This is a genomic window from Bradyrhizobium sp. URHA0013 (assembly GCF_000518345.1).
Taxonomy (GTDB): Bacteria; Pseudomonadota; Alphaproteobacteria; order Rhizobiales; family Xanthobacteraceae; genus Bradyrhizobium.
This window is the reverse complement of sequence record NZ_KI912426.1, coordinates 932,965-958,995: the sequence shown is the minus strand read 5'-3', so window position 1 is coordinate 958,995 and position 26,031 is coordinate 932,965. Positions and strand designations below refer to the sequence as shown.

9 protein-coding genes are annotated in these 26,031 nt (G+C 65.5%); 5 read left to right on the top strand and 4 right to left on the bottom strand.

Annotated elements, in window-relative coordinates; all coding sequences use genetic code 11:
• Window positions 1–4: 4 nt before the first annotated feature.
• Window positions 5–946: an adenosylcobinamide-phosphate synthase CbiB gene (gene cbiB, locus N551_RS0125020; RefSeq protein WP_027569230.1), complete on the bottom strand. Its 942-nt coding sequence runs from the start codon at window positions 944–946 to the stop codon at window positions 5–7.
• A gap of 121 nt (window positions 947–1,067) precedes the next feature.
• Between cbiB and cobU the strand changes: the two genes are divergently transcribed.
• From cobU to bluB, 3 genes are read left to right on the top strand one after another with little or no spacing between them, the layout of a single operon-like run.
• Window positions 1,068–1,571, top strand: a complete 504-nt coding sequence (cobU, locus tag N551_RS0125015) for a bifunctional adenosylcobinamide kinase/adenosylcobinamide-phosphate guanylyltransferase (protein ID WP_027569229.1) — start codon at window positions 1,068–1,070, stop codon at window positions 1,569–1,571.
• On the top strand, window positions 1,568–2,350 hold the full coding sequence (gene cobS / locus N551_RS0125010; RefSeq protein ID WP_027569228.1) for an adenosylcobinamide-GDP ribazoletransferase: 783 nt from the start codon (window positions 1,568–1,570) through the stop codon (window positions 2,348–2,350). Before cobU ends, cobS begins: the two co-directional genes overlap by 4 nt.
• 4 nt (window positions 2,351–2,354) lie before the next feature.
• Window positions 2,355–2,987 (top strand): 5,6-dimethylbenzimidazole synthase, encoded by a 633-nt coding sequence (bluB, locus tag N551_RS0125005; protein WP_027569227.1) that lies wholly within the window; start codon window positions 2,355–2,357, stop codon window positions 2,985–2,987.
• A gap of 128 nt (window positions 2,988–3,115) precedes the next feature.
• Here the strand turns inward: bluB and N551_RS0125000 are convergent, their stop codons facing one another.
• The 3 genes from N551_RS0125000 to N551_RS0124990 all read right to left on the bottom strand — a co-directional run bounded on the left by N551_RS0125000 (window position 3,116) and on the right by N551_RS0124990 (window position 21,993).
• Window positions 3,116–4,810 (bottom strand): ShlB/FhaC/HecB family hemolysin secretion/activation protein, encoded by a 1,695-nt coding sequence (locus tag N551_RS0125000; RefSeq protein WP_027569226.1) that lies wholly within the window; start codon window positions 4,808–4,810, stop codon window positions 3,116–3,118.
• Window positions 4,811–4,821: 11 nt separating this feature from the next.
• Window positions 4,822–21,150 carry a leukotoxin LktA family filamentous adhesin gene (locus N551_RS0124995; protein ID WP_027569225.1) on the bottom strand — a complete coding sequence of 5,443 codons (16,329 nt, stop codon included), beginning with the start codon at window positions 21,148–21,150 and terminating at the stop codon, window positions 4,822–4,824.
• 69 nt (window positions 21,151–21,219) lie between these two features.
• Window positions 21,220–21,993, bottom strand: coding sequence for a hypothetical protein (locus N551_RS0124990; RefSeq protein WP_027569224.1), 774 nt, complete (start codon window positions 21,991–21,993; stop codon window positions 21,220–21,222).
• A 293-nt stretch (window positions 21,994–22,286) separates the two neighbouring features.
• On the opposite strand from N551_RS0124990, the gene N551_RS0124985 reads away from it, so the two are divergent.
• Together N551_RS0124985 and N551_RS0124980 are read left to right on the top strand one after the other, a co-directional pair.
• The gene (locus N551_RS0124985) at window positions 22,287–23,318 is read left to right on the top strand and encodes an ABC transporter substrate-binding protein (RefSeq protein WP_027569223.1); all 1,032 of its coding nucleotides are present in this window, start codon (window positions 22,287–22,289) and stop codon (window positions 23,316–23,318) included.
• Window positions 23,315–25,990, top strand: a complete 2,676-nt coding sequence (locus N551_RS0124980; protein WP_027569222.1) for a hybrid sensor histidine kinase/response regulator — start codon at window positions 23,315–23,317, stop codon at window positions 25,988–25,990. The genes N551_RS0124985 and N551_RS0124980 overlap by 4 nt, the downstream gene beginning before the upstream one ends.
• The last annotated feature ends 41 nt before the right edge of the window (window positions 25,991–26,031 follow it).

Below are 26,031 nucleotides of genomic sequence, written 5' to 3'. Positions count from 1 at the left end.
TCTTTCACGCGAAGGCCAGGATCGCAAGGAGGCCGGCGAGCAGCAGCATGGCGCGGCGGTAAACCGTCAATCCCCGATCGATGTCGGCGGCAAGCGGATCGCGCGCACCTTCATTCAACCAGGGCTCGTTCGTGGTGCTGCCGTGATAGACCCGCGGACCGCTGAGCCGCACGCCGAGCGCACCCGCCATGGCTGCTTCCGGCCAGCCGGCATTGGGCGAACGATGACGGCGTGCGTCCCGCGTCATGCACGACAGCGCCTCGGATCGCCGTGGCGCCAGCAGCACGAACAGAAATCCGGTCAGCCGCGCCGGAATGAAATTGGCGACATCGTCGATGCGCGCCGCGGCCCAGCCGAAGGCTTCGTGCCGTTCGGTGCGATGGCCGATCATGGAGTCCAGCGTGTTGATCGCCTTGTAGCCCAAAATGCCGGGCAGACCGAACAGCGCGCCCCAGAACACCGGTGCGACGATGCCGTCGGACGCATTCTCGGCGAGGCTCTCGATCGCCGCGCGCGCGATGCCGGCCTCGTCGAGCGTCAGGGGATCGCGGCCAACGATGCGCGAGACCGCGTCTCGGGCGCCGGCAATGTCACCGGCCCGCATGGGATTTGCGACGGCAGCAACGTGGTCGTGCAAGGAGCGCAGCGCGACCAGCGGCCAGGCGAGGACGCCGACCAGCACGATCTGGATCCAGCCCAAGGGAAGCAAGGACTGAACTGCCCAGCCGAGCGCGACGGAGAGCGCGATCACCAGGAGCGCGCCAGCGATGCCGGCGGCGCGGCGAAATGCCGGCGGATCGGACGGCCGATTCCAGGCGCTGTCGATGGCAGAGATCAGCTGGCCCAGCCAGGTGACGGGATGGCCGATCCGCGCGAACAACCACGCCGGCCAGCCCAACAGGGCATCCACCGCCATCGCCACGACCATCGCACCGGCAAAACCCACGCACGCCTCCTGTCCCGCCCCTGTTGCGCAAACCCCAGCCGGAGCGCAAGCCCCCGGCCGGCGGATTTCGGCTTTGTCTTTGCCCAAGTTTGGTGATTAGTGCTGGCCGACAGGAGACTTCATGGCCGTCATTTTGATCACCGGCGGAGCACGGTCCGGCAAGAGCAAACGTGCGGAAACGCGCACGCGCGCCTTTCCCGGGCAGCCGGTCTATGTCGCAACGGCCGAGGCGCTCGATGCGGAAATGGAGACGCGTATTGCCATGCATCGCGCGCGCCGCGGAACCGACTGGATCGAACGCGAAGTGCCGCTCGATCTCGTCGAGTCGCTGCTCGCAACTGATGGCGGCGGCGCAAGGCTGGTCGACTGCCTGACGCTGTGGCTCTCCAACCTCATGCATGCGGAGCGCGACTGGGAGCGCGAGGTGAGGGAGCTCGCCGCCGCCCTGCTCCGCCTGAAGAGCCCCGTCGTCCTTGTCACCAATGAAGTCGGCCTCGGTATCGTGCCCGACAACGCGCTGGCGCGCAGCTTTCGCGACGCCGCCGGGATCATGAACCAGACCATCGCTGATGTCGCCGACGAGGCCGAGTTCGTCGTCGCCGGCCTGCCGATGAAACTGAAATGATGCCGCGCGCCGAGCTTCTGCGGGATCTCATCGCCGATCTCAGGATCGCGGCGTCCTTTGTCACGATCCTGCCGGTGGCATCGTCGGAGCCAGCCGGCGACGGCGCCATCGCGCGCGCGACCTGGGCGCTTCCCGTTGCGGGACTAATGGTCGGCCTTGCCGGCGCTTTGGTTTATGCGATTTCCAGCCGGTTCGGACTGACATCGAGCCTCGCCGCCTTGCTCGCGCTGGCCGCGACCGCCCTCATCACCGGCGCGCTGCACGAGGACGGCCTTGCCGATACTGCCGACGGGCTCGGCGGCGGCCGCACGCGCGAGCGCAAGCTCGAGATCATGCGCGACAGCCGGATCGGCACCTATGGCGTCTGCGCGCTGATCCTGTCGTTCGGCCTGCGCTGGAGCGCGCTCGCGGCGATCGCCAATCCGTGGGCCGTCGCGCTCGCGCTGTGCGCTGCGCATACAGCGGCCCGCGCGGGCTTGCCGGCCTTCATGTCGCAGGTCGCGCCTGCGCGACCTGACGGCCTGTCGGCGAGCACCGGATCACCGCCGGGCCGCAGCATCGCGATCGCATTCGCTGTTGGAACCCTCGCGCTCACGCTCGCGCTTGGGCCGGGCAAGGCGCTGGTGAGCCTGATCCTGCTCTCCCTCGCCGGCCTGATGCTGGCGCGACTTGCCATCCGCCAGATTGGCGGGCAGACCGGCGACATCCTCGGCGCATTCGAGCAGACCGGCGAGATCCTGATCCTGCTGGTTGCCGCAGCTTTCCAGATCGGAGGGTGATGCGATGGTCGAATTCGACGACACCTTCCGTCAACACTTGCGCGAGCTGTTCGTGTGGCGCCGCGACGTGCGCCGCTTTCGGAGTGATCCGTTGCCTGACGGCGCCGTCGATCGCCTGATCGAGACGGCCTGTCTCTCGCCTTCGGTCGGCCTCAGCCAGCCCTGGCGCTTCGTCATCGTTGACGACGCCGCACGGCGTCGCGCCGTGATCGACGACTTCAAAGCGTGCAACGCCGACGCGCTGAATGCCTACGCCGGTGAGCGCGCAGCGCGCTATGCCACACTGAAGCTGTCGGGTCTCGAACAGGCTCCCGGCCACCTCGCCGTGTTCGCGGACAAGGCCAGCGACGTCGGTCACGGCCTCGGCCGCGCGACAATGCCGGAGACGACGGAATATTCCGTGGTCGCGGCGATCACCGCGATGTGGCTCGCCGCGCGCGCCGAGGGCATCGGGCTTGGCTGGGTATCGATCCTCCATCCAGATCGCATCCATGCCATTCTCGACGTCCCGGACACCTGGAAGTTCATCGCCTATCTCTGCATTGGCTATCCGGAGGTCGAATGCGACCGGCCCGAGCTGGAACAGGCGAAGTGGGAGCAGCGGCGCGGCGCGGAAGAATTTACGTTGCGGCGTTAATCAGACCGCATCGCAGTCCATCGCCTGTCATTGCGAGCGCAGCGAAGCAATCCAGAATCTTGCCGCCGAAGCAGTCTGGATTGCTTCGTCGCAAGAGCTCCTCGCAAAGACGACGGAGAGAGCTTCAGCTACGACTTGCTCCTGCCGGCCACTGCCGCGACAGGCGCCGGACTTTCCTGCTTCTGGAACATCAACAACGGCCGGAAGATGACGCGGCCATAGGCCTCGTAATGGTTCTGGGTCGAGACAGCCATCTTCAACGGCGTCGCGTAATTCGCCTCGAACGTCATGAACGAGGCGTAGGTCCAGGAGAAGCCGATGCCGACCGAGCCCAACTCGGTGATCCCGGGGAACGTCGAATACACCGCACCCCAGTCGGTGAAGATGTAGGTGTCGAAACCCCTGAGCCATTGCGACCAATTGTAGTGCAGCTCCGCGTTGAAATAATAGCCGCTGTCGCCGGACGCCGAGTTGGAGGGATAACCGCGCACGGTGGTCGGACCGCCGATCGAGAAGATCTGGTCGCCCGGCAGCAGCTTTTCCTGCGTGTACTGCCAGCTCGCCAGCACATTGGTGCTGAAATTTGCAGGCCCTGCGGCGCTGGTCGCGAACATCGAGCCGGTATAGGTGTTGAACGTGCGATTATTGCCGAGCACGTGGTCTTGCCACGTGATGTAGTTCACCGCCGGCGAGACCGTGATCGAATAGGTGTTGCCGGAATTGGTCACCGAGAGGCCCGCCGTGGCCTTGTCGTAATGATCCTGAGTCACGGCGACGGTGGCGAAGCGGCTGACCGTCTTGCCCTCGGTCTCCGCGGCGTTGAGCAGCACCAGCCAGTTCTGCGTCACCCAGACCGGCTGGCTGAAATTGACCGCGGCCTGGCTCGAGCGTCCGGTGACGTCGAGCGCGACGAACGGTCCCTGGATGATCTTGATCTTGCCTTCGGTATAGCTGACGCCGGCGCGGCCGCCCCAGGGATTGACCGGGATGCTGTAGGCGACATTGCCGTTGAGATTGCCGTCGGAACGAACGCCGTAGAAGGTCAGGCGGTCGTCGACGCCGAACAGGCCGTGGCGCTTGTAGAAGGCCCCACCCTCCCAACGCCCGGTGTTTTCCGCGCCCTGGTTGTCGGTGAAGAGCTGCAAGGTGTCGACCGGAGGCTCGATCACGGCGAACTGGAGATCGGTCAGGCCGAAGCTCGTGCCGGGCTGCAGCAGCGCCTTGATCTGCACGTCGTTGGTTCGGTTGAACCAGATCACGTCGCGATTGAGTTTGGGAACGTCGAGGACCTCGCCTTCGGGCTCCTTCACGCGCTGAAGGATGTATTCGGTGCGGGTCTGTTTGTTGCCCTCGATGGTCGTCTTCTGCAGCCGGCCTTCGGTCAGCTTGACGCGGACGATGCCGCCCTTGGCATCCTGCTCGGGCAGCGTCGCGATGCCCGTGACGATGCCGCGCTCGGTATAGATGGCGTTGATGTCGGCGACGAGCTGCAGCAGCGAGGCGATGTCGACGTTCGTGCCGACATACTTCTTCGCGATCTCATCGAGCTCGGCCGGCGTGATGAACTTGGAGGCGTCGAACTCGACCTTGCGCAGGCGGAATTTCGGCCCGCCCGGCTTCAGGAGCTGGGACTTCTCCCGCTCGCCGCCAATCACCGCCGGCCCGTTGAGCTTGGGCGGCGCGCTCTGCTGTTCGAGCTGCCGGCGTTGCCGGTCGACGTCGTTCTGGATCACGCCGGGATTGATCGACGGAATCTGCGCCCGCGCGGGGGCGATGCATGACGCTGCCAGCCCAAGCCCTAACGCTGCCTCCCAAATCCGCATCCCTGGTCCCGTTACCATGCCTGTGCGAGACGGCCGATGGCCGGCTTCGCCGCCTCAATCGCCGCGTCCTTCCAGCCGGCGCGTCCCACGCGCTGACCCTGCCGGCGCAGCTTGCGCATGTCGCTCAGTCCCTCGATGTTGACGGCGGGACCAGAGCCGATGGTCTCGACCGGCCGCGGCGTCAGCAGCGCATCGAGCCGCGCCTTGCCGGAGAGACCGAGCAGGTAGAACGTCCCCCCGTCCTTCTTCGCGAGCCAGGTCTCGATGTTCTCGCTGCCCTCGCCGTCGACCGGGATGTTGCGCACCATGCTGGCGCCGGTGAAGTCGTAGCAGCAGGTGTGGGTCGGCCCATAGTTGCTAACGGTGGCCGAGACGTCGCCGGTGTAGAACACCACATAGGCGTTGCTGACATTGGCATTCCCGACCTGGCTCATCGTGAACACGCCACCCGGCTGGTAGAGCTGCAACGTCGGCCAGTTGGACGGCGCCGGCGTACGGTTGTTGAGCAGCACCTGCTGGGTTGCCGTGGTCAGCATCAACTGGCCCGGGACATAGCCGTTCAGGATCGCGACCGCGTGCGCATCAGTCCAGAAGTTCGCGTCCACCACCTTGAACTGGTTGATGATGATGCTGTCCGGATCGATCGAGATATTGGCCGAAGTCGCGACGCCGCCGTTATGGCCGGTGATGTTCATGATCAGCGGAACCGACGGGTTCGAGCGGACCTGCTCGCCCTTGACGTTGATGGTATCGGCGGCGAGATCGAGCTCCTTGACCACGCTGACCCAATCAATGGTCAGGTCGCCCGATGAAGTCAGCTTGATCACATTGCCGCTGACCCGGTCGAGCGAGACCGATCCGGCCACATCGAAATGCGTATCCCCGCTGGCCGAGATCGATCCGCCACGGAGCGAGCCGGTGTCGGACTTGACGTTGAGGTCGCCAGCGTCGCCCGGGATGCCTGTCGTGGTGAGCTGGCTGAAGACGATGTCGTTGACGGCGTGCAAGGTCTGTGTGCCGCCGCTGATAGCGGTGCCAACGGTAATCCCCCCGGCAGTCGCGGTGACGTCGAGTGTGCCGCCGGCCGTGAGACTATCCCAATGAACCACGGTGCCGCTCAGGACCGCGGTGCCGGTCGCGGCCGTGAGGTTATGACCGGTGTTGGTGCCCGCCGCGATCAGCCTTGCCGAGCCGTTGGCCGAGACCGAGCCCAGCGTCGGCACGCCGCCCGACATCACCGTCTGCGCCAGGATGAAGCCGTTGTCGGCCGTGACATTGATGTTGCCGACGTCGCCGCCGCTGTAGCCGGTGGCCGCGAGCGACTTGAACGTCACGTTCTGGGTGGCGTGGACCGTCTGCGAGCCGCTGCTGTCGGCGGTGCCGATGACGATGCTGCCGTTGTTCGCGACGGCGCTGAAGGTGCCGCTCGCGCCTGCATCCGTACCTGCCAGCACCTGGTCGAGCGTCAGGCCGCCGGTGCCGAGGATGTCCACACTGCCCTTGACCGCCGAGAGCAGGCCCGCCTCGGTGTCGGTCAGAGACTTCAGATAGATGTCGCCGGCACTCGTGCTTGCCGACAGCCGCGCGGCACTGAGGATGAACCGGCTCGCCGCGTTGCCGATGCCGTTGGACGCGCTCAGCGAAACTTCGGCGCCCGAGCCGGCCGCGACGAATTTGGTCTGGCCGTCGCCATTGTCGATGATCGCTCCGAGCGAGGCAACGCCGCCAGCGGTGACGATGATCGAAGGCGCGTCCGAGGCCGCCGCATAGGACAACGACGAATTCAGCTGGCCGATGGTCGCGTCGCCGGTGGTGGTCACGGAGATCACGCCGGCCGCGTTGATGGCGGAGTAAGCTCCCATCGACAGCGTCGCGGCCACCAGCGTCACCCCGCCGGAGCTGCTGGTCGCAACCACCGGCGCCGCGGTGTTGCCGGCCGCGAAGGTCATGCCACGGTTGGCGAGGAGCTGCATCAGGCCACCGCTGGCGAGGTCGGCATTGATGGTGAGCGCGCCGCGCGCAACGTTCAGCGTCAGTGCGCCGCCGGATGTCAGCGTCCCATAGGCGCCGCTGGTGCCGACCACGAGGTCGCCGGTGACCGCGAGGATGCTGAGATCGCCGACCGCCGAGCCGGTCACGGCGCCGGAGATATTCACCTGCACCGGCTGGAAGGTCGAGCCGTTGAAGCCGATGCTGCCGTCGGCGCGCAGATCGAGATCGGTGCCGAGAATATGGATCGCGGTACGATCCGTGAAACCGGACTCGGCGTAGATGCTGCCGGTCGCCGCGAGCTGGATTGCATTGCCGGCGGCGATGTTGCCGAGGATGAGATCGCCGGTGGTCTGCTTCACATAGATGCCCTGCGCCGACGAGACCTGGTCGAGCTGGTCGTTGGCCGGGTCGGCAAAGGCGATCTGGATCGCGTTCGCGTTGGTCGAGGGATTGCTTCCGGCAGCGCCGGGGGCACCGACATTGCCGTGCTCGGCGATCAGAGTCAGATTGCCGATATCGCCGGAGATCACGGGCGTACCGGTCACGCCGGCGGCGGCGGTGATGCTGGTCACGGCGTCGAGCTTGACGTCGCCGCGGCCGGTCACCTCGATGCCGTTCGCCTGCGCGGCCGCGATCGGGCCGGCATTCGCGGTGATGCCGCCGAGCGTGAGGCTGTTCTTGCTGCCGAGATAGATGTTGGTCAGCGCCTTGGCCGAGATCGCGATCGGGTTGTCGACGACGACGAGGTTCTGCTGCGACAGGCTGACCGTATAGGTCACGACGTGGGTGGTCGGATCCGTGACCGCGCCGACGGTGAGCTGACCCGGACCGGCCGTCGCGAGCAATCCCCTCTGCGCCGGCGTCAGCGACGAGGAATCGACGCTGGTGAATGTGAACGTCTGAGGCGCTGCCGAATTGCCGACCGAGCCGTGCGGCGCGTAGAGCATGATCTGGTTGGCGCTGACATTGGCCACGACGTTCTCGTCGATCGGCGGCGGCGCCGCGCCGACGGCCGACGACGAGACGGTGTAGGCGAGCTGGCTCTGCGTCCACTGCGCGCCCGCGGTGATGATGCCGTAGACCCGCTCGGTCGACGCGAGCGCATAGGCGTAGTTCGCATTGTAAGTGTTCAGCGCCGTTTGCAGCGCCGTATTGCTCGGTAGGCGCTGATTGGCTGTCGTTACGCCGTCGAACAGCTTCGTGAACAGCGTCGACGACAACGAGCTGCCGAACACGGTCCCCAGCGGATCTGTCGGTGCCGTGCCGAGCAATGTCGTCAGTGACGTCTTGAGCTCGTCGGTCGTGATCTTGCCGAGCAGGAACTGGTCCCTCATGAACCGCGTCGTGGCCTCGACCTTCATGTCCGTCGTCGAGACGTTCGCGGGATCGATGCCGAGCTTGGCCGCCACCTGCGCCCGCAGCACCGTCAATCCCACCGAACTCGGATTGTAGGTGCTGCCGTTTGCGAAGGCGATGTTCTTGAGCTGGAAGTAGTCGTTATAGGCCGACGTCACCATCGACTGGTAGCTGTTGACGGCATTGGTCGCGGCGTTGCCGCTGAGCAGGTCGAGGCTGGTCCAGACGTCCTGGAGATGCTGGCTCTGCGCCTGGGTGAGACCAACCGCCGCCCTTCCGTTCAGGATGCTGGCCTGGTTGCCGTCCGATCCGGCCGCCTCGAGGAACACCGGGCCGCCGCTCGACTGGACCGTGCCGAGACGCAGGTCGCCCTTCGACTGCACGATGTAGGTGCCGGTCGCCGATGCGCTGTCGAGAACCCCGCCGTCGACGGTGCCGCCGGCCTGCGTCGTGCCCGTCGCCTGGATCACCAGCGGATTGATATTGGTCAGGGTGCTCGCGCCGTTGATGACGGCGCTCGTCGCGCCGATCGCGCCGGCGGTGGAGTTGATCTCGACGTTCTTGCCGATCACGACGGGGTTGGCGACGTCGTAGGGCGAGGCCGAGTTGATGTCGCCGGTCGCCGAGATAAAGACGCTGCCCTGCGGCGTGCTTCCTGCCGAATTCACCTTCACCTGGTTGATCGAAAGCGAGCCGACGGCCGCGATCGCGATGTCGTGGTCGATCGAACTGGCCGTCAGGCTGCCGCCATAGACCTGCACCTGGACGGGAACACCGTTCGCGCCGATCGTGCCGATGCCGCCATCCGCCGAGAGAATGACGCTCCGGCCCGATATCATCGGGTTGTTCGCGTTAGTGCCGCTGGTGATGGCCGAATTGGCCCCGGTGGCGCTGACCGTCGTCGTGCCCGAGAGGTTGTTGATCGGACCGTTGACGACGATGCCGGAGTTCGAAGTGACCAGAACCGTGCTGTTGCCGCCGCCGCTGAACGAGATGTTGATCGGGTTCGACGCCTTGACTGTATTGGTCAGCGTCAAGGTCAGGTGATCATAGATGTTCTGGTACCAGTTATATTGGTTGTCCGTGCCGCAGCACTTCTCGGGATGGGTGTTGCCGCCACCGGTGTGATAGGAACCGGTCGCGGTGACGACTTCCTGGAAGTTCGATGTCTGTGGGCCAGTGCTGCCGCCGCCGCCCTGGGCCTGCTGCACGTCCGAAACCAGGCTGATGGTGCGGGTCCAGTTCTGCCCGGTGGCCGAGTTGGGCGTATAGTGCCATCCGTAGTCGAACTGCGTCGAGCTGGTCGGACGATCCAGCGTCGCCGTGTCGACCCACTGGTAGAACATGTTTGCCTTGGTCGCGTACTGGATGCCTGCCGTGCCGCTGAGGCCGGTCAGCATCGTGTCGGTGTAGTGGCTCGCATTGACCCCGCTCGTTTGATACGTCGACACCTGCTGGCCGCCCGCGGCGGAAGGATTGTAGACGTACCAGGTCGTCTGCTGCTTGAGCTGATCGACGATCTCGATCACGCTCGGCGCGCTCACGCCGGTATTGATGGTGTTGGTGACGAGCTGCAGACCGGTCGTGTTGTTGACCGTGATCGAGCCGGCGCCACCTTTGACCGCGATCGTGCCTTGGGAGACACCGTCCTGGGTCGAGGTCGAGATGATCCTGCCGTTCAGATAGACGTAGCCGCCCGAGCCCTGCACCACGCCGTTCACGAGGATCTGGTCGGTGAGAGCGTTGTACTTCACCCCGATCTTGATGTCGCCGGCGGCCTCCGTCGTCGCGGACGCCGTGATGTCGTAATAGCTGCCGTTCTGGGCGTTGACCTGGGCCTGGGTAAAGTCCGCGCCCGCATTGCGGCTCTTGAGGTCGTTGATGGCGGTCAACGTGGAGCCTCCGATGTCGACCGAGTAATCGCTGCTCGTGCCGCTCTGGATGGTGCCGTTGATGTTGATGACCCCCGCCGAGATGATGATCGCCTTGCCGAAGATGAAGGGCGCGTTAGCCGGCGGGTTGGTCCCCGTGCTCGAGTTCGCGGCCGAGTTCGAAGACGCGGTCTTCGGCGTGATCACGTCGGGCTGGATATTGACGACCTGGAAGTAGGCAGAGCACCCCGCGCAGTTGAATGGCGAGTAATACGTAGCCGTGTGGTTGGTGGTGGTGGTGTTGCCCTGTGCGTCTGTCGAGGTCGTGGTGTAATCGTAGGTCGAGTTGCTGTAGACGCCTTGCCCGGTATAGGTATTTCGCTCCCACGGCGCGGTGGAGATGGTCTGAGCCGTCGGGCCCTCCATGATGGCGAGCGTAGCAGCGTTAGGCACGCCGCCGACGTTCGGGTTACCGGCGCCGGGCGCACCCTGGCCCATTGGGAGGAAGATCGCCGAATAGAGCGACAGGCCGTCGTAATACAGATCCAGCATGCGCGCGGTGAAGATGGTGCTGTTGCTCGCCGTTTGCTGAACGCCGTTATTGCCGTCGACGCAGCAATAGTAGGAATACGGGTGGCCGCCGCCCGCGCCGATATGCGGGCTGTTCGCGTAATCGCCATAGGCGCCGAGATAAGTCGCCGCCGCCATCACCGCCGTCAGCGTGTCGTTATCACCCGGCTTGAATTCGACACCCGACCATTGCGAGAGAACATCGTGGTTGGAGGTGTAGAAGCTGCCGATGCCGCCGAGGAAGACGAACGAGCCGTTGGGCGCCACCATCTGGACAGTCGCGGCGTTGAGCGACTGCGACGCGACGATGCTGCCGAGATTGTTGGTGATCTTGAGCAGGCCGTTCTCGTTGTTGACGACGCCGTCGAAATAGATGTCGGGCGTGCGGGTCAGCTGGTTGCCGTTCTGGTCGACGCCGAGCCCGCTGGAAGGATCCAGGCGGTTGTAGGTGGCCGAGATGTCGATGATCGACGTCGCGCTCGGCGTGGCCGTGAAGGTCACATTGGAGTGCGAATCCGGGTCGACATGGTCGATCTGGCGGTAGGTGATGTTTCCTCTGGTGATATTGGTGACCGTGAGGTTGGCCAGGTCCATGAAGTCGAGGCCCCTGTTCTCGATCTTGATCATCGGCGAGCTGCGCGCGATGACCGCCGGCGCTGCGGGGTTCGTGCCGCTGTTTCCGGTCAGCTTCTGCGCCAGGATCGAGACGTTGCCGGCGGACACCAGCATATCGCCGAACGCGAAGGCGTTGCCGGCGGCATCGGAGGTATACGGTGCCTGCTGGATCAACGCGTTGATCTGGCGCTGGAAGTCGCCGGTCGGATCGGTGCCGGACGGCGACATCGTGGCAGGCGCCGCAGACGTCGCCGCCGCGAGCTGTGAGCGGATCTGCGTTTCGGTCAGGCCGGTCAGCGTGGCGAGCTGGTTGACGACGCTCTGGTAGGGATTGAAGCCGCCGACGATGGTGTACTGGACCACCTGGTGGTTCCAGCTCATCATCGGGTTGAAGTGATCGACGTCGGCGACATATTCGAGGGTGGGTGTCGACGAACCGCCGGACAGCAGTGACGAGTAAGGACTCGTCGTGCTCGCGGTCGGTGCGCCCGCACCAACGTCGATCGTAATGGTGATATCGTTGTTGATGCCCGCTACCACCAGGCCATTGAGTGCGACGTCGCCGGTTCCGCTGGTATGGCTGTGGTTGTCGCTGTTCTTGGCGCTGAAGATGTCCAGATACGGATTGTAGTTGCTGCCGTTGCCGGAGGCCGTGACCTGTCCCTGGGTCGCTCCCAGGGAAATGTTCTGGACGCCGAGCACGCTCGAGGTGTTGGCGAGCGTCAGGCTCGTGGTGTCGTCGGCATTGGCCGTGCCGCGGTAAAGCGTGGAGATCGGAATGGCGGTGTTGTTGTAGACGACCGTCGTCGCGGTAGCCTGCACGCTGCTGAAGATGATGGTATCGCCCGACATGCCGGCAAAAATGTTGATCTGGCCCCAGGCCTCGACCTTGGCGTTGTTGCCGACGGTGACAGCCTGGTTGGCATGAACCCAGCTGTTGGTGCTGGCGCCGACGCCGGCGATCGCGCCGTAGAGACTGGCATTGGCGTTGTTGGCCGCCGCCATCTTGGCAGCCGTACCGATATAGATCTTGCCGGCGCTGAAGAGTTCGCGGGCATTGATGTTGACCGCGAGCGTGGCGTTCGCCGTCATGTTGGATTCGGCGCCGCCGCCGGCGAAGAACGCGGCTGTGGCCAGGCTCGCCGTGTCGTTGGTATTCAGCGTGTTGAAGGCCTCGATGTTGATCACCGCCGCCGATGTCCGGGGATCGCCGTTGAGGCTCAGCACCGTCCCGGCGCCGATATTGGTGGTGACGGTCTGGGTGACATGCGTGTTGCTCAGTGCCGCAGCACCCGCGAACACGCCACCGGAGCCCGACCGCGCGCCGCCACCAGCCTGGTTGACGATGTCGTTGGCGACGACGACCATGTCGCCGCCGGCCGAGTTGATGATCAGATGAGGTCCAATGTCGACGGTCGTGGTCGCGTTGACGTCGTTCTGCGCGCTGCCTCCGGAGACGCCGGCCGTGGACGCCTGGTAGGCATCGCCGCTGGCGGCATAGTTCGTGGTGTGCTTGGCCTGGATGTTGAGGCCGCCGAAGAACAGCGTGTCATCCGTTGCGCCGCCGTCGAACCGCGCATTGGTCACGGCGGTCGAACTGGTCGTCGCGACCGCGGCAGCGCCGGCATAAGTGCCACCCGCGCCAACCGTCGCATTGGAGACGTTGATGTCCTTGCCGGTCGCCGTGATCTGCAGGATGCCGGTGTAGTCGGCGTGATTCAGATGGGTCGCGTCCATATCGTCGGGGGCGCCCAGATAAGCGTAAGTGTGCGCGCTCGACGACGTCTGGGCGACCGTCGCACCCACTGCCAGGAAGCCGGTCGAAAGGCCGGTCGCCTGGGCGTATTGGCTGCTGTCGTTCTGGGCCGTGATGACCACGTCGGCGTTGGGAAGCGTAATCCCGATGCCGCCATACGCGCTCACCGTCGCGTTCTCGGACGCCCTGGCGTAGCTGCCCTGTGCGCCGATCAGCGAGCCACCGCCGCCCGCAAGCGACCAGGCGTAGGTCGTCGTGCCGCTCGTCGGAACCAGCGCCATCGCGGTTACGGCGAGCGCACCGCCCGAGAAGCTGGTGTTGTCGCCGACATCGGCTGTGACGGTGGCCGTCACCATGGATACCGCGACGGATACGCCGATGGCGCCGCCGCCGACCGCGACGCCGATCGCCTCGCTCGAAAGATTGGGGGTGAGCGATGCCGAGACCAGCGTGCCGACGCCGGTCGCGGAGGTGGTGATCGATGCGCTGGAACCGATCTCGGCCAGAACGGTCGAATTTTCCTTTGCCGTCGCGACTGCGCCGTCACCGGCGACGATGCCCCCCGCGACCGCGGTCGCGGACGCCGACATTGCGCCGGCCTCGCCCGCGCCAACCGCAAGGGTCGAGCTGTTCACCGTCGCGTTCGACAGCACCTTTGCCGCGACCGAACTGGATCGTCCCGTGGTGGCGATCGATACCCCGATGGCCGCAAGGCCGCCGGTGCCGCCGCCCGCGGTCACGCTCTGCGTCGAGCTGTCCATCGCCATGACGGCGACGCCGGTGCCGCCCGTGCCGGTGACGGAGCCGCCGAGCTGGGCTGTCACGGTGTTGGCGACGTTGCCGACCGCCACGGCAGCATCCGCGCCGAAGTAGAGCGCTGCACCGCCGGCAATCGCCTCGCTGTCGACGGTCTTGCCCGAATAAGGGCCGGTGTCGGCGTCCTTGACCCGCGCGGCGACCGTCACGGAAGGCGCCGCAACGATCGCGCTCAGATTGGCGAGCACGCTGCTGTTGACGCTGGTGTAGCCGATGCCGGCACCGATCCCGACATTCTTGGCAAAGCCGGCGCCGAGCAGGAACATCTTGGTCGCGTTGGCGCTGGTGGCGGCGACGTTGACCTGCGTGCCGGTCACATTGCCGCCCGCGATCTGGGCGGTGACGCCGTCATTGCCGCCGGTCAGGACGGTGCTGACGTCGTAGGTCGAGGTTGCGTTGGCGTTGCCCGGATTGCCCGAGGTGCCGCTCGCGACCGCGTCGCTGCCGTGCGAGGAATTGGTGCCAGCGTTCACCGACGCGAGGGTGCCGTTGTTGCCCTGGTTGAGCTGGCCGGTCTGCTCGCCCTGCGTATCCGGATCGGCGGTGTTGGTGCCGACGATGATGACCCCGACGGTTGCGCCGATGCCGACGCTGCCGCCGATGCCGGCGGTGACCGCGTAGGACAACACTTCCTTGGTGCTGAGCGCCCCGACATTGATCGCGCCGGACGAATTGAGGTTGCTGTTGCGGCTTTCCGCAATGGTCTGGCTCTTGAAGACGATGACGTTGGCCGCCGCGCCAACGCCAACGCCGGATCCGCTGGCGGCAATCGAGAGCGCGCCGGCAATCTCCTTGATCGCGACGTCTTCGGTGGCGTTGATGGTGACCGCGCCAGCCGCGCCGCCCGTGGGCGACTGCAGCGTGGTGTCGTAAACGCCCGCGATGGTGGTGTTGTTGGCGATCTCGATATTGGCCATGCCGGCGATCGCCGCCGTGCCGGTCGAAAGCGCCCCGCCGATCGAATAGGCCTGGAAGCGGTTCTTCGTCGTTGCCTCGACATCGAGCGCGCCGCTCAAATTGACCGCGGTCGTGTGCGCCGCACCGTTGCCCTGGTAGTGGAACTCGTCGCCGACATAGGCCTCCGTCCGGTTCGCCGAGACCTGAACCAGGAACGCCGCGCCGATCGCGGCCTGGCTGCCATAGGCGCCTGAGCCGTTCGCCGACGCGATACCTGTGGCATCGTAGGCATTGACCCTGAGCGAGGACGCCGTGAGGGAGCCGCCGTCGACATAGGCCTCGGTGGTTGCGACGAAGACGTTCAGCCCGACCGAGCCGGTGCCGAAACCGACCGCGATCGATGACGCGTTCTGCTCGGCATTGGCTTTCACGGTGACTGCGCCCACTGTTGCGCTCGTCGACTGCACGCCGCCAACGGTCGCATTGGTGATGTACGCCTCGGTGTCGCGCGACATCGTCGTGCTGAGAATGGTGGCACCGCCGCCCCCGCTCCCGGTTGGCGGCACCACGCCGGCGCCGAACGCGCCCGAATAGGAGAAGCTGCTGGCGGCTACGTCGATCTGCGGGTCCAGCGTCGAATTTGCCAGCCGCGTGTCGATTGCCGCGCCTTCGATATAGGCCTTGGTGGATCCGCTCATCACATTGGTGATCGGATTGATCATGATGGAGATGCCCGAGCCCGCAGACAGGGTGGCGACGTTGGTGACGACGGCCTGGTGCGAGCTGGCGACGACGGCGAGGCCGCGTACACTCTCCTGGGTCTCGCTCAGATCGGGCGTGGTGTCGGTGGGCGCGCTGAAGCCGCCGAGTTCGATCGCGTGCGCGAGCGTGCCGCTGTTGACCGAAAGCACGTCGCTCGTGCTGGTTCCGCGCGCATCCACTTTGGTTGTCGTCCCGCTGATATAGGCCGCGGTGGTGCCGGTGATCTTGTTCGTGACCATCGAGCCCGCGCCGCCGGCCGCGCCCTTGCTGATGGACACGGCGCCGGCGAAAACACCCGCTTTGTCATTATTGCCGGCTAGCACGGCAACGTTGTTGTTCGCGATGACGTCGGCCCCGCCGGCAATGCTGGCGGTGACGTTGGTTCCCATCAGATTGGTAGCGACCGAGCCTGCAAGGCCGATCTGCGAAGAAATCGCGATACCCACGGCAACTGTCGAGATGCTGGCGTTCGAGTTCGCGTTGACGGCGACACTGCCCGAGGCGGTCAGCTTGGAACCGGTGACACCGGCGCTGACATTGTTGGCAATGCTGCTGTAGACGAGCGCCAGGCCCGCGGCGCTGCCTTGCGTCGAGCCGCCAGCGACGGCGGCGGCTCCGGTGATGCTGGAATTCTCGATCGCGGTGACGGAGATGTTGGAGGCCGTCACGGTCGATTGCGTCGTGTCGGACTGGTTGTTACCGATAGCCGCCGAAACAGTATTGGCGATCGAGCTGATCGTCATGCCGCCAACGCCGGCAAACTGGCCGCTCGCCAGACCGAATCCGATCGTGACCGACTGGATCTTCGTGGTGTCGACCGCATTCACGCTGACTGTGCCGAGGGCCGACATCCGGACGTTGGCGATATAGGCCGAATGCGTCGTCGCGATGGTGTCATACACCATCGAAGCGCCGACATTGTTCTTGCCGGCCTGGATGGTGCCCGCAACGGAGACGATGCCGGCGCCCGGACCGTTACCCGCGCCGCCGTTGAGCGCCGCCGCGCTGAAATCTATGCAATTCGCCGTGCCGTTTCCGGCGGCGGCCGTGCACGTGTCCGATGCGAGATGACCGCTGTTCGACTTCCTGACCAGATTTCCGAGCGCCGTATCGAGGTCCGACACAGCGCCACTGTCCGCCAGCACCGTCACGCGCCCGACATTGATGTTCACCGTCGCGCTGCTGCTGATATACGCCGTCGTCGTGGGCGTAATCTCGTCGACGACGATTGCCCCGGCAAGTCCGTTGGCGTTGCTCCCTGCCCCGCCCGAGGCCGCACCCGCCGCAATCACGCTGGCGCTGTCGGCCAGCACCAGCAGGCTGTCATAGTTCGAGATCGACGTATTGCGGATATGCGCGTCGGTGGCATTACCGCCCGAGGGATCGGCAATCGACGCATAGGTCAGCGCGATGCCGACACCGGCCTTGCCGCCCGACAGATAGAGCGAACCGCCGCCGATCGCGATGTTCGTGGTCTGATAGGCATCGACCTCGATCGCGCGGTTGGTCCCCGTCGCGAAGCCCGTGATCGTCGAATTCTCGATATAGGCATTGGCACTGTCGGTGACGATGCCGACGGATCCCGACAGAGCGAGCGCATTAGCTGACGTTCCGCCGGCCACGCCGAGGGCGACGACGGTTTCCGACCCGCCATTAAGTGCCTGCACCGTCACAGACATCTGGTTCTGCATCGTGGTGCCGGAGATATAGGCGAGCGTGGCATTGTTGGACATCGCCGCCGCGATGGCGGCGCCGATCGCGGCTCCCTGAGACGACCCGCCCGACATGTTGGCCGCGGCGGAGCCGGAGCCGTTGCTGAGGATCGTGTCGTTGAGCGCCTGCACGATCGTATTCGTGTTCACCGCGGTCGCCGTGGTGAATTTGTTGACCGACGTATTCTTTATATAAGCACTGGTCCCGAGCGAGACGTCGCTCACGGACGAGCTGCCCGCAAGGTCCATGGTGAAGCCGCTCGTGCTCGATCCCGAGCCCGAGCTGATCTTGTTTGCAGCCAGCGCGATCCCGGCCGGCCCGCCGGTCGCGGCGGCACCGGCGGCGTTCGCCTTGTCGGCGAAGCTGGACAATGACGGCTCGCTAATCGAAGCCGCGACGGCCGCGGACGTGATCCGGCCAGAGGTGGTGGCGCTGATCGTGAGGTTGTCGGCGTTGACCGAGCCGCTTCCGCCGCCGTTGCCGGCAAACGGATCGTTGCTGCTGAACGGACCGGGCCGGATGTCGGAATGGTTGTCGCCGATATAGGCGGACGTATCCATATTCGCGCCCAGATAGGCAACGGACAATCCAACCGCCGAACCGCCGCCGACATTGACCGCGCCTGCGATCGTCACGACCGAGAGATCCTGCTGCGCCAGGACGTTGAGCGTCGGAGAAAAGACGCTGGCCTGGCTGGAGATCGAGGCGTGCGTCGTGTTGTTGAGGAAGCCGAGCGAGGTGATGCCGTTCAGAGCCAGCGCGCCGCCGGCCTTTCCGGACGACGGCGCGACCGCGACGAACTGATCCGAGGTGATCGCGTTGACGGCGATATCGTCCGCCGCCCGCAGCGATGCACTCTCCGAAACGCCGGCGATCGTGCTGGTGTTGAACTGGACGAAATTGAGCGATCCGCCCACCGAGGAGCCGCCGGAGGTGTTGCCGGGCAGGAAGCCGAGTGTACCGACATTGCCGGCGGCGTCGATCGACGCCGTCGTCGTCGTCGCCGCGATCTGGATGCTGGCGTCGTAAGTGTGGACGTCGCCGTTGTTCGCCGTCGCGGACCAGCTGCTGCCGCAAGCCGCCGTGCATGTCGCGGTCAGGCTGGCGCTGCTGGCCACCCACGCCGTGGTGTCATTGTTCACGACGAAATGGTTCACTGAGCCGGCCACGGCGGCGGTATCGCCCGCGTCGGCCGTGGCGTTGGCATAGCTGGTCAGGATGTTGCCGCCGACGCCGAGATTGCCGTTGAGGTGGCTGAGAACCTCGGTCAATCCGTCCCACTTCAGCCAGGTATTGGTGATCGGCATCCAGGTGCTGGCGTCGACGGCGATGTTGGCCGCATTGATCACGGTACCGCCGCCGACATAGGCGTTCGAATTGTGATTGAAATTACCCCATGCGACCGCGGCGCTGATCGCGACCCCCTCGCCGCTCGTCGGGTCCGAGGCGATCGCGGAAGCCGTGGCGTTGCTGCGCACGCCGCGGTCGACGAGGGTGCTGACGACGGCGACATTGCCACTGACATAGAGGTTCGGTGCGCCGCCGCTCGGAGTCTGGCCGATCGACGCGGTGGCGTTTTCGGTGCTGTTGGCCAGCGACAGCGCGGCGGCGGCCTTCAGATTGAAATTCACCGGCATCAGCGGGATCATATGCTGGGCGATGATCGAGCCCGGGCTGGCCGTGGAGACCATGAAATCCTGGATCGCGCCGATCACGGCCGGCGTACCGACGATGGTCGAGGCCATGGTCGAGTTGCTCGTGGTGTTCGACGTCGCCTCGACCATCACGGAGCCGTTCATCCGGGACGAGGTGCTGGTGCCCAGTGACGCGCCGAGCTTTGCGGTGGCCGACGTGGTGACGTCGCTAATGGCGAGCGCCCCGCCAATGCCGCCGCTCGCGTTTGGCGTGCTCAGCGCGACCGCGGTGGCACTGGTCGCGAACGAGTTGTTGTTGATCGCACGCACCGTCAGCGCGTTGCCGGATGCAATCACGTTGCCGACGGAGAGGTTCGCGCCGGTCGCGACATTGGCGGTGGTCGAGACCGAGCCGGTGGAATAGGCAACGATCGCGACGAACTGCGCGCTGGACGTCGCCGCGACCGCAGTCACGTTCAGCGTGGCGTCGTTGACGGCGTGGATGTTGAGGTTGCCGCCCGCGCTGATCGTGGCGCCGGAGGCCACGTTGGTGGTGACGTTGCCGTCGAGCTTGCCGACGACGGCGGCGGCGCCGATCGGCGAGCCGCCGAGCAAGGTGCTCGCCAGCGCCGGATCCTGCGCCGTTTCCGAACCATGCGACTTGATGTCGACGTTGCCGACGCCGTTGATGTTGGCGTGGCCGTTGATGTTGACCGTCGCCGTCGCGCTCGCGGCCACATAGCCGCCGTTGAGGCCGAGCAGCGAGGCTGCAAGCGTGGTGCCGACCAGCGTGAAGAGGCCGGGCACCGAGCTGGTGAAGCTCGATGTCGCCGTCGAGGTCGCGCCGATCGAGATGTCGCCGCCGGTGATCTGGCCGTCGATCGTGATTCCTGTGGTCGCGGTGGCCTGGCCCGAGAGCTTGGTATCAGTCGCCGTCGCGGTCAACGTGACACTGCCGCTGGCGTAGTTCGTTCCACCAACATTGATCGCCTGGGCGAGAATCTTCGCTCCGTTGACGATGCTGATGGTCGGCGCGTCGATCTCGACATTGATGGCGTTGCCGACGGAATGAGTCTTGGTGGCGTCGAGGTTGCGGGCATCGATCACCGCATGCGCCGCCAGTGTGACCGAATTGTCGGCCTGAACCAGATAGGTGCCACCAGCGCTGAGCGCCGCGATGGCGTTGGCGACGGACGTGTTGCCGAGGGTTACGCCGACGTCGCCCTGGCTGGCGTCGCCGATCACCACATCGGTCGGGTCGATCAGCAGCGTGCCGGCCCGGCCGTTCGGCGCGGCGAGGTTGATGGTAACGCCGCTGCCCACGTCGATGATGCCGTTTCCGCTCAGCTCGACCAGGCCCGCATTGCCGGTTTTCGAGCTGGCATCGATCTTCGCGCCGGTCTTCACCGTCACGTCGTTGCCGGCCTTGACGAGGACGCCGCCGGCATCCGCAGTCCTGCTCGCCGTGCTCAAGCGCGCATTCTTGCCGAGTTCGGCCTGGTTGCCGGCCACGACTGTGATGTTGCTCGGCGTCGTGGTCTTGCTGCGCGCGGTCAGCCGTCCGTTGACGCTGGCGCTGTTGACGGCGCCGATGTGAATGGAGCCGTTGCGCACGGAAATCGCGGCAGCGCTCCGCAGCCCCTTGGAATTGACCGAGGCCGCGAACTTCGCGGCATGATCGAGATTGGCAATGTCGCGTTGGCTCGCGCCACCGACAAGGACGTTCTGCCCGGTCAGGCGCACGCCATCGATGGCATTGACCCGGCCGTAGATCCGGATGTTGCCGTCCGGCGAGACCGGGAACGAGCCCGCCATCAGATTGGCGACGGCCGAACCGTTGATCTGCCCCTGCGCGCCGATCAGGCTGTCGGTGAACTCGCGCGTCGGCGTCGAGACGTTGAGGCTGCCGACATTGACCGTGCCGCTGCGGCCGACCACGAAACCCTTGGGATCGGCGAAATAGACGTTACCGCCGATCGCGCCATTCATGTAGGAGTTCAGCGTGCCGTTGACGTAGACCGGTGCGTCGCGAACGATGTTGACGAGATTTTGCGTGCCGGTCGGCAATTGCAGATTGACGGTGTTGCCCTGCCCGACGCTGAACTGCGAGAACGAGTTGAAGGCACTGGTGCCGGAGACGGTCGACGTCGTGACGGTGGTCACGCTGCCAGACGTCTGAAGGCTGGTCCCGGTGCGGCCGTCCGGCGTGATCACGTTCGCCGGCTGCGCCTGCAGGCGGACGCTGAACACCGGCAGGAAGACCATCTGCATCGCGCAGAGCAGTGACATCGAACGGAAACGCGCGAGCCCCCGCAGCGTCAGCTCGTCATTGTCTCGCCTTGCAGATGGTCGGCGCATTTCAGATCCTCTTCATCGGCACTGGGGCCGATCCACAACCGGGTGGGAGAATGTCGTGGCAGCGCGGCATCAGAACTGGCCGGGCGGCAGCTTGAAGATGTCCGGGCTCTTGGCGTCGGCCACGTAGAACAGCAGCAGGCTGGTAGGCGTCAGCACTCGCTGGTTGTTGTCCTTGTTCTCGAACGTGCCCTGGAGAAGCAAAATGACCGAGCGGTCCTTGGCGTCGCTGCCGCGGAACATCACGATGCCGCCGTTGACGGGCATGTTGACCGCGATGGAGTCGGGCTTGAAGCCCTCGCTGAGGAAATGGGCGCGCAGGATGTTGGCGTTGGAGAACAGCTTCTCCGGCGTGATCGCCGCGTCGGTGCCCTTCGACCAGACCGCGCCGACCTGGATCAGAGACTTCGACTTGTAGCCGAACACGTAGGAGAGCTCCGCGGTGCCGCCGTTCGGCAGCAGCTCGGGCGCCGAATAGAGCAGGCTGTGCGTCAGCTCGGATGCATTGTCCTGCGCCCTGACGGCGTCGGGCTTCGCGCCGAAATCCTTGGCTATCGCCGCGCGCACGTCGGCCTCGCTCATCCCGAACTTGGCCGAGCGGAAGCCGTCGATCGCCTTGGAGTCGATCGCCTTGGACTTGTCGTCCGGGGCCGCTGTCTCGGCCCCGGCTGCCGACGTCGCGCCGGCAGCGACCGGCGTCCCGGATGCTGCGGGAGCGGCACCGGCGGCGGCTCTCGGTGCCGTCGCAGCTTTCTGCTTCGGTACGGCGCCCTGGGCCGCAAGGGGGCCCGCTGCAACGGAGGTGAGCAGGCCGACGAGGGCCGGAACGAGATAGATCTTGCGCATCGAAAACCTTCGAAAAAATTTGAAACAACGCTTCAAAAATCAGCAGCTACGAAATCAGCCTCCCCGAACCGTCATCACGACCGAGACGGAAAATGCTGCAACGCCGCAGTGCGTTACAAGGTGTCACGGAGGAGGCAAGGTTCGAACAGCGACTCTTTGGCGGCGTAGGAATACGGTATCGGGCTGCCAAACGCTGCGAATGAGCAGTCACAAACGCAATTTTTCATCAATTGTGGATGCCGGCCGTTCGCGCTAAGCATCGGCTTGGGGCAAAGCATCATGCAAAGACTTTCATGACCGAACGGCCTTCCGCTCTCGCGGTCGATCGCCGCGGGTTCATTCGCCTTGCGGGCACGACCGCCGCAGGATGGCTGGCGCTGGGCGCAACATCTGATCGCGTGCGGATCGTGGCATCGCTGACGGCGTTGCCGCTTGACGACGAACTGACCAGAAGGAGCATGATCGACAGCCCGACCTCCCGCCTGGGCGGCCTCATCGTGGGCTTGAGGCAGCGAGGCTGGGTCGAAGGCGTCAATTTCCGCCTCGAACTCCGTTCGACCTTCGGCGCGCCGGACAGACTGAAAACCGCGGTCCAGGAATTGCTGGCGCTCAAGCCGGATGTGATCCTGACCGGCTCGACGGTCGAAACCGCAGCAGTCCTGGCGGCCACCAAAACCATCCCGATCGTGTTCGCGACCGCCAACGATCCCGTCGGCAACGGCTTCGTCGAAAGCCTCGCCCATCCCGGCGGCAACGTGACCGGCTTCACCAACAGCAGCGCCGAGATGGGCGGCAAATGGCTTCAGCTCATTCGCGAGGCGGTGCCGGATCTTGCGCGCGTCGGTATTCTGTACAACCCGGCGACCACGCCTCGCGGCGGCCGCTTCTTCCTCGATTCCATCGAGCAAGAGGCAGCACTGGCCGGCGTGTCCGTGGTCCCCGCCCCCGTCAGCGCGCCAACCGAGATCGACGAAGCCGTCAGGCCCTTCTCCGAACCGCCCAAGGCGGCGATGATTGCGCTGGTCGACAGCTTCCTGGTGGTCCACCGGCAGGCTGCGGTGGCCGCGGCGGCCAAATATCGCGTGCCCACGATTTACCCGTTCTATTATTTCATGGATGCGGGCGGCCTGATGAGCTACGGGCCGACGCTCGAAGTGCGCTCGGCTGACTATGTCGATCTCATCCTGCGCGGCACCAAGGCCGGCGATCTGCCGGTGCAATCGCCGCGGAAATACGAACTCCTGATCAACCGCACGGTCGCCCGCACGCTGGATTTGACCATACCATTCACGCTGCTCGCGCGCGCCGACGAGATCCGCGAGTGAACGAGACGATCGACCAGGGAGATTTGCGGCCACCTCCCGGCCGGCTGTTCCGCAAATACCTCTACTCGATCGTCGCGCTCGCTTTCGCCGCGCTCGCCATCAACACCGGCTTCGACGTCTGGTTCTCCTATCGCGAGCAGAAACAGCTACTCGCGGCGACCCAGCGCGAGCAGGCAGCAAGCGCCGCCATCCAGATCGGCCAGTTCATTGGCCAGATCGAAAACCAGATCAGATGGCTCTCGCGCCTGCCGCCGGAGCTGTCCACGAACGAGGACCAGCGGCTGAACGCCATCCGCCTCCTGCGCCTCTCGCCGGCGATCGCGGAAATCGCCGAGCTCGACGCCCAAGGCCGCGAGCAGGTGCGCGTGTCGCGCCGTGTCGCGGACAGGATCGGCAGCAAGGCCGACCTCTCTGCTTCGCATGCCTTCCGCGGCGCCAATGAAAGCCGCGCCTATTACGGGCCGGTCTATTTCCTCGGAGACACCGAACCGTTCATGACGCTCGCCACGCGCGGAACCGGCCTGACGCCCGATGTGATTGTCGCCGAAGTCAATCTTCGCTTCATCTGGGACCTCGTCGCCGGGATCAGGGTGGGCAACACCGGCAAGGCCTATGTGGTCGATCGGATGGGGTTGCTGATCGCGCATCCCGATTTGTGGCCGGCACTGCGCCGCAGCGATCTCTCCGGCCATGCCGACGTCCGCGCCGCGCTCGATGGCGTCGGGCCGCCCTCCGGCGGCCTGGTCAAGGAGGATCTGTCCGGTCAACGCGTGCTGTCGACCTATGCGACGGTCCCCTCGCTGGGCTGGCTGGTGTTCGTCGAGCTGCCGCTCACCGAGGCCTATGCGCCGATCTATGCGTCGATCGGACGCTCGACTTTTCTGCTGGTCATCCTGTTGGCATGTGCGGTGCTGGTCTCTCTCTTTCTGAGCCGGCGCATGACCGTGCCGATCCAGATCCTGACGCAGGGCGCGCGGCGGATCGGCAGCGGCGACCTCGGCCTGCGGCTCGCGATCAAGACCGGCGACGAGCTGGAGGCGCTCGGCGATCAGTTCAACCGGATGGCCGCTCACTTGCGCGAATCCTATGCGACGCTCGAGCGCAAAGTGATCGAGCGCACCTCCGAACTGGAAAAGACCCGCGACCAGGCCCTTGCCGAGCACGATGCCGCCGAGCGCGCGCGCAGCGCGGCGGTCGCGGCCAACGCGACCAAATCGCGCTTTCTCGCGGTCGTCAGCCACGAGCTGCGCACGCCGCTGAACGGCGTCATGGGGGTGCTGCAACTGCTCGACGACGGCAGCCTCGGCGAAGCGCAGCGGCGCCACCTCACGACCGCGGCCGCGTCGGGCGAAACGTTGATCGCGCTGGTCGACGGCATCCTCGAATATGCGCGCCTGGAGGCCAGCGCCGAGACTCTGGAGACCCGCGATTTCCGCCTCGACCAGCTCGTCGAAACGGCGGCCGATCTGATGCGTCCGCAGGCCTCTCACAAGGGTCTCTCCTTCGATCTCGCCTGCGATGCGACGGTCAATACCTCCGCGCACGGCGACCCGGTTCGGCTCAATCGCATTCTGCTCAATCTGATCGGCAATGCGATCAAGTTCACGCCGCGCGGCGGCATCGGCTTGAGCGCGGCCGCCGAGGCACATGACGATCATGTGCTGCTGCGCATCACCGTTCGCGATACCGGCATCGGCATCGCGCCCGACATGCACGAGCGGATCTTCGAGGATCTCGTCCAGGCCGACGACAGCATCGCGCGGCGGTTTGGCGGCACCGGCCTGGGCCTCGCGATCGCGCGGCGCCTCACCCGCCTGATGCGCGGCGAGTTGACGGTGGCGAGCACGCCGGGTACGGGCAGCTCGTTCATGCTTGAGGTACCGCTTGGCCTCGCCGCGAACGACATCGCGCAAGGGGCGGTTCAGCCGCCATCGCGGCAGCTTCGCGTGCTGCTGGTCGACGACGACCCCGTCAATTGCGAGGTCGGCGAAGCGATGTTGAAGAGGCTCGGCTACCACGCCACCATCGCCACGAACGGCGCGTCGGCCATCGCTCACGCGCGCGATCAGGCATTCGACATCATCCTGATGGATCTGCACATGCCCGACATGGACGGCGTCGAGGCGGCATCGCGGATCCGAACGCTCGGTCTGCCGACCATGCCGCGCATCATCGCGGTAACCGCCGACATGTCGCGCCGCGCCCGCGAGCGGCTCGCGGGGGCAGGCATTGCCAGGATCGTCAGCAAGCCGATCCTGATCAATGCGCTGCGCGAGGCGATCGAGGACGATGCCCAGAACCAGCCGGCCGCGGCGCAGCTCGCGGCAGGCGCTTTGATCGACCGGCATTTCCTCGATGACCAGAAGGAGCTGCTGGGCGCAGCGCAGATCGCAAAACTCCACGACCTGCTGGAAGAGACGAGCGAAAAGCTGATCGAGGACATCACTAGGGCTGCGGCGACTGGCGATCCCGCGCAGCTCGCGCGATCCGCACACCAACTCGGTAGCGGCGCGAGTGCGCTCGGCCTCGTCCGCCTGTTCGAGCGCAGCCGCGAGGTCGAGCTGGCAGCAGCCTCGATGTCCTCTCCCGAATCCCAGAGCGCCGCCCGCGAGCTCGCCGTGCTTCGAGAGGCCTCGATGAGCGCGCTGGACGATCTGCTCCGGCCGGCCTAACAGCGTTCGGTCACTAGCGCTTCGGGCAACGGGCCTTATGC

Coding starts and splice junctions, on each gene's coding strand:
- cobU (WP_027569229.1), top strand. CDS start 1,068: ATGGCCGTCATTTTGATCACCGGCGGAGCACGGTCCGGCAAGAGCAAA.
- cobS (WP_027569228.1), top strand. CDS start 1,568: ATGATGCCGCGCGCCGAGCTTCTGCGGGATCTCATCGCCGATCTCAGG.
- bluB (WP_027569227.1), top strand. CDS start 2,355: ATGGTCGAATTCGACGACACCTTCCGTCAACACTTGCGCGAGCTGTTC.
- N551_RS0125000 (WP_027569226.1), bottom strand. CDS start 4,810: ATGCGGATTTGGGAGGCAGCGTTAGGGCTTGGGCTGGCAGCGTCATGC.
- N551_RS0124995 (WP_027569225.1), bottom strand. CDS start 21,150: ATGCGCCGACCATCTGCAAGGCGAGACAATGACGAGCTGACGCTGCGG.
- N551_RS0124990 (WP_027569224.1), bottom strand. CDS start 21,993: ATGCGCAAGATCTATCTCGTTCCGGCCCTCGTCGGCCTGCTCACCTCC.
- N551_RS0124985 (WP_027569223.1), top strand. CDS start 22,287: ATGACCGAACGGCCTTCCGCTCTCGCGGTCGATCGCCGCGGGTTCATT.